The organism is Streptomyces sp. NPDC054863 (assembly GCF_053610825.1).
Map to the genome: position 1 here is coordinate 1 of NZ_JBSGZD010000429.1, position 4,850 is coordinate 4,850.

Genomic DNA, 4,850 nt, shown 5'->3' on the forward strand with positions numbered 1-4,850 from the left:
GGCCCGTTCGGCGGCGACCAAAACACGTTCACGGGGGCCTTCGCCGGGGTGCGCGCCCGCGCCACGGGGTGCGGGCTTAACAGGTTAGGGGACCCCGGGGGCTGGGGCGCGGGGGGTCCGGTTCACAGCCTCACAGGTTCACAGACCTACTGGTTCACAGACCCACAGGTCCACAGGTCCACGTGGGAGCCGTCAGCAGCGGCCCGCCGCGCGGTCCCGGACCACCAGGTCCGTGTTGCTCGTGGTGCCGTCGATCCAGACGACCCGCTTGCCGGTGTCGGCCGACGCCCACGACTGGTCGCCGCGGTTGCAGGAGACCCGCTCGCCCTCACGGGTGCCGGCCGCGTCGAACTGCCACAGCTTCGGCAGCGTCTCGTTGCGGTACACCGTGTCGGGCAGCGAGGCTCCGACCGTCACGGCCTCCTCCGACGCGGTCAGGTCCAGGGCGAAGAGCGCCTTGCCGCCCGCCTCGGGGCTGAGGTCCAGCAGCTTGGTGCCGTCCAGGTTGGCGCGGCGTACGGCCATCTGACCCTCGTCCGCGGCGTTCTCGTCGACCAGCCAGGAGACGTGGGTGCGGGAGATGCCGGTCTGGCCGAGGCTTTCCACGGTCGCCTTCTGCGGCAGGACGTTCGTCTTGCCGGTCTTGGGGTCGAGGACCTCGACGTCCAGCTTGTACTGGCCGTTGACCGGCCACAGCTTGGCGTACGCGACCTTGCCGTTCTTCACGGAGGGCAGCGCGGAGCCGAGGTGGTAGCGCCCGCCGTCGACGTAGGCCTGCTCGCCCGTCTTCAGGTTCTTGTACGCGGCGTGACGCCCGCCGAACGGGTCGTTCTCCTCCCAGACGACCAGGTCACCGTCGATGCGCAGACCCTGGAGGCCGGTGTAGGAGGACCAGATCTTCTTGGCCGGGCCGCCCGCGACCGGGCGGACCATGACGTCGATGCTGGTCGTGCCGAAGGCCGCCCAGACGACGTTCTTGCCGTCGGTCGCCGGGTAGACGTGGAACCTGCCGTCGTTCGGGCTGATCAGCTTGGGCGCGCCCTTGCCGTCGGTGCGGCCCGCGTAGATCGAGTACGGCTCGGAGCCGTCGTCGTTCGACTTGGAGACCGCGTAGTGGCCGCCGCCCGCGCCGACGCCCGTGCCCGATGTGTTGAGCTTGCCCAGGAGGGTGTCGGAGTCCATGCCGAGCGCGTCTTCCCAGCCCGGCGTGATGCCGTGGGCGTTGAAGGAGCGCTTGATGACGTTCAGGTCCTTCGCCGACGCCTTCAGGTCCTTGGCGGCGGCGACGACGGCGTTGCGGCCCTCGGTGAAGCCGTCCAGGGGGGTCAGGTACTCGGAGAGCGCCTTGTAGACGATCCGGTCGGCGAGGTCCTTGTCGAGGTCCTGGCGGATGTCCCACAGGGCACCCGAGAAGATCGTCGAGTTGAGGTGCACGCCGCCGTTGTCGACGTCGTACGAGACGCCGAGGAAGTCCTTGGAGGTGGTGCGGCCGTCGTTGAGGTCGCGCAGTGCGCAGTCCCGGGCGGAGAGCGTGCGGCACAGGTTCTCGCCGAGGAGGCCCGAGTCCGGGTCGTCCATGGCGGTGCCGGAGGTGAAGGTGTCGATGGCGTTGCCGAAGTAGTCGGCTATGCCCTCGTTGAGCGCGCCGGACTGGCCGACGTACACCAGGTTGGCGGTGTTCTCGACGACGCCGTGCGTCATCTCGTGGCCGACCACGTCGACGTCGGACGCGAGCGGCTTGTACTCGTCGTCGCCGACGCCGTACACCATCTTCGAGCCGTCCCAGAAGGCGTTGACCCACGGCTGTCCGCCGTTCGTCACGCCCACCAGGGAGTTGATGGTCATGCCGCGGCCGTCGAGGCTGTCGCGGTTGTGCTTCGACTTGTAGTAGTCGTACACCTGGGTGCCGGCCCACTGCGCGTCGATGGCGCCCGCGTCGGTGGCGTCCTTGCCGAAGTCCTGGACGGGCGAGCCGAACTCCTTGATGCCCGAAGGCCACTTGCCCGCCGCGTCGTCGGCCTCGACGCCGCGCGCGTCCCACGTGGTGATGGGGTTCTTGCTGCTGCCCTGCATCCGCACGTGGTCGCTGAGCGTGTACTCCTTGCGGGAGGAGTCGAAGTACAGGTTGAGGTCCACCTTGGCGCCGTCGGTCTTGACGCCTGTGCCGGTGGCGTCACCGGGCCCGAGCGCCTTCGCCGGGGCCTTCCGGGCCGCCGCCCCCTTCGGGGCCGCGCCCTTCGCCTGCTTCGTGCCGAAGGTCTTGATGCTGCTGTACTGCAGGACCGGGAAGCCGGCCTTCGCGTCGATGTAGACCTGCCGCAGCACGGCCTCGCCGGTCACCGGGTGGTTGCCCTTGACGGTGACCTGGCGGGTCAGGACGCCCTTGCCCTGCGGGAGGACGACGAGCCTGCCCGCGGTGCCGGTGAGCGCGGTGGCGGCCGGGGACTTCTGGCCCTGGGCCTTGCGCAGGTCCTTCTTGCTGAGGTTCTTGCCGTTCAGCTCGCGGTTCACGGCGGCGACGGCGCGCGCGACGGCGACCTTCTCGGAGACCGTGGCGGTGGTGCCGGTCGCCAGCTTCGTGAAGTACTTGCCGGAGGTGCCGACGACGGAGCGCTTTCCGGCCTTGTTCTCCATGCGGACGACGTACTGGCCGCCGAGGACGTCGAGACCCTTGTACTTCTGCTGGAGGCGGACCGTCTCGGTGCCCCCCTTGGCCTGGGTGCCGACGGCCTTCAGGTCGCCCTGGGGGTTGCCGATGCGGTACCGGCTCTGCTTGTCGGCGAGGTGGCCGAGGGCCGCGTCGGCGGCGCTGCCGGTCGCCTTCGCGGGCTCGTTGATGCCGTCGACCAGGGCCGGGGTCGCGGTGTCGGTTCCCGGGATCACTTCGGCCGCGGGCGCTGCGGGGGCCGCCGGTGCGGCCTGCGCGGCGGGTACGACGCCGGCGAGGAGGGCAGCCGCTGCGAATGTCGCGGCGACCCCCTTGGATATACCGGCCTTGGACATACCTGCACTTGTGATGCCAGGTCTTGCTGCACGCACTCGGGTCTTGTGCACGCTTCCCCTCCCACGGTACGGACGAGCTTGGGCATGACCATGCAAGTCGCTGTGTGTTCAAGTCGGCAATGTTTCCCATGTGTTCAGATGTGGACACGCACACTTGTGTGCATGGTGTGCTCACGAAAGAATCCGGCCCATGATCGAGGGGGAAGAACTGCACAGCCTCGGCCTGGGGGAGGTCGAGGGACGTGTCTACGAGGCCCTGCTGAAGGAACAGGCCTCCTGCACAAGTGACTTGGCAAGACTCCTGGAACTCCCCGTTCCGCGGATCGACGAGGCCCTGACCAGCCTCTCCGTATCCGGTTTCACCGTCCCCGCCCCGGACGGTTCACCGCGCCCGGCCGCTCCGGCCGCCGCCATCCGCACACTCATCCATCGCCGTCAAGCCGAACTCCACATTCGGTCAGCCGAGTTGGAGCAGCTGATGATGTCCGCCGACCGCATCGCGGGCCGCCTCACGGCGGGTTCACACAGCGCGTCGGAGGGCGGCATAGAAATCGTCACGGGCCCGCGCCAGATCGGCGAGCGCGCGGAGTCGCTCCTCGCCTCCGCCGAACAGGAGGTGGTGATCCTGGACCGGCCCCCTTACGCGAAGGCGGACGCGGACCATCCGGACCGGCCGCCCGCCCTGGACATCGAGGCCCTTCTCGCCCGGGGCATCACGGTCCGCGCGGTCATCGACCGGGAGGGCCTGGGCTTCCCCGGCCGGATGCGCTCCCTGACCGCACTGGCGGCCCGCGGGCTGCGGGCCCGCGTCACCTCGGGCGTACCGACGAAGCTGATCGGCATCGACCGCCGCATCACCCTGCTGCCGCCCTCGGAATCGGCGGACCCGACCGCCTCCGCCCTGGTCGTCGGCGACGCCCTGCTGCGCAACGCCCTGCTGCCGCTCTTCGAGACGGTGTGGGACCGCTCCATCCCACTGGGCAGCAGCGGTACGGGGGCGACGGCCGACCCCGTTTCGGGCCAACAGCGCGAATTGCTGGGCCTGTTGGCGGCGGGACTCAAGGACGAGGCGATAGCCCGCCGGCTCGGCGTGCACGTCCACACGGCCCGCCGCCGCATCACCCGCCTCCTGGCGGCCCTGAACGCGGAGACCCGGTTCCAGGCGGGGGCGCAGGCGGCGACGAGGGGGTGGCTGGCCTGAAACGGGCGGGGCGGACGGTCCGAAAGCCGCTCTGGACATCCGCCCCCCGCTCCCCTAGCCTCACCGGACGGCATCGCGCGTCGGCCACCGGCCGGGTGGGGCGTGGAGGTAGCCCGTGAGTTTGCCCATCGGAGGCATTCCACAGTGTCCGTACAGCTGAATCACACGATCGTCTTCTCCCGTGACAACCGGGAATCCGCGGAGTTCTTCGCCCACATCATGGGCCTCGAAGTGGGCGCCGAATGGGGCCCGTTCATCCAGGTCACTCTCGCGAACGGCGTCGATCTCGACTTCGCGACGCTCCCGCCCACGCAGGACGTCTTCCCGCAGCACTACGCGTTCCTCGTCTCCGAGGAAGAGTTCGACAAGATCTTCGGCCGCATCAAGGCCAAGGGCCTGGCGTACACGGCGGATCCGCACGGGAAGAAGCCCGGCGAGATCAACCACAACGACGGCGGCCGGGGCGTCTACTTCCCCGATCCGGCGGGCCACGGCATGGAGATCATCACCGTGCCGTACGGCGGCTTCTGAGCCGTCCACAGGGGTGCGTGGCTGTACCGGATCCGCGGATCCGCCGCGTGGGGCGGACCGGCCACGACGGCGCCGCAGACGGGCGACAGCAGCCTCAGGAGAGACGGAGGGGCCC

The 4,850-nt window shown here is 69.6% G+C and carries 3 protein-coding genes; 2 read left to right on the forward strand and 1 reads right to left on the reverse strand.

The genetic code is table 11. The features are described 5' to 3' along the window. Window positions 1-192: 192 nt before the first annotated feature. Window positions 193-3,003, reverse strand: coding sequence for a M4 family metallopeptidase (locus ACWGIG_RS36975; RefSeq protein ID WP_453326102.1), 2,811 nt, complete (start codon window positions 3,001-3,003; stop codon window positions 193-195). A gap of 190 nt (window positions 3,004-3,193) precedes the next feature. On the opposite strand from ACWGIG_RS36975, the gene ACWGIG_RS36980 reads away from it, so the two are divergent. Together ACWGIG_RS36980 and ACWGIG_RS36985 are read left to right on the forward strand one after the other, a co-directional pair. Further along, window positions 3,194-4,204 carry a helix-turn-helix domain-containing protein gene (locus ACWGIG_RS36980; protein WP_453326103.1) on the forward strand — a complete coding sequence of 337 codons (1,011 nt, stop codon included), beginning with the start codon at window positions 3,194-3,196 and terminating at the stop codon, window positions 4,202-4,204. Window positions 4,205-4,348: 144 nt separating this feature from the next. After that, window positions 4,349-4,735, forward strand: a complete 387-nt coding sequence (locus tag ACWGIG_RS36985) for a VOC family protein (RefSeq protein ID WP_453326104.1) — start codon at window positions 4,349-4,351, stop codon at window positions 4,733-4,735. The last annotated feature ends 115 nt before the right edge of the window (window positions 4,736-4,850 follow it).

Bases quoted from the DNA above. Each gene is read 5' to 3' on its own strand.
- ACWGIG_RS36975 (WP_453326102.1), bottom strand. From the start codon at position 3,003: ATGTCCAAGGCCGGTATATCCAAGGGGGTCGCCGCGACATTCGCAGCG.
- ACWGIG_RS36980 (WP_453326103.1), top strand. From the start codon at position 3,194: ATGATCGAGGGGGAAGAACTGCACAGCCTCGGCCTGGGGGAGGTCGAG.